The sequence below is a fragment of the Xenorhabdus miraniensis genome (assembly GCF_002632615.1).
This window is the reverse complement of the sequence record NZ_NITZ01000135.1, coordinates 1-220: the sequence shown is the minus strand read 5'-3', so window position 1 is coordinate 220 and position 220 is coordinate 1. Positions and strand designations below refer to the sequence as shown.

The 220-nt window shown below is 44.5% G+C and carries 1 pseudogene; it reads left to right on the top strand.

The features are described from left to right. Window positions 1-16 precede the first annotated feature (16 nt). Window positions 17-220: pseudogene (locus Xmir_RS22445) on the top strand (ribonuclease domain-containing protein); the annotation flags it as partial.

Here is a 220-nt window from a genome sequence, read left to right as displayed (position 1 = left end):
ATAGCTTGAGGTCATCATGAAAAAAAGCATATTAACGGCTGTATTATTGGTTCTGGCGGTTGTCTATATCGTCTTTGCCAACGGAATTGTGCCGTTTGGCAAGGATACAACAGAGCAGAATACAATAGCTTCGGAGAAAATAGCTTCAGAAAAGGCGCCTGCTCAGCAGATTGATGTTCTGACCGAACAGAGCCGTGTTGCGGACTATCTTCGTCAGCAT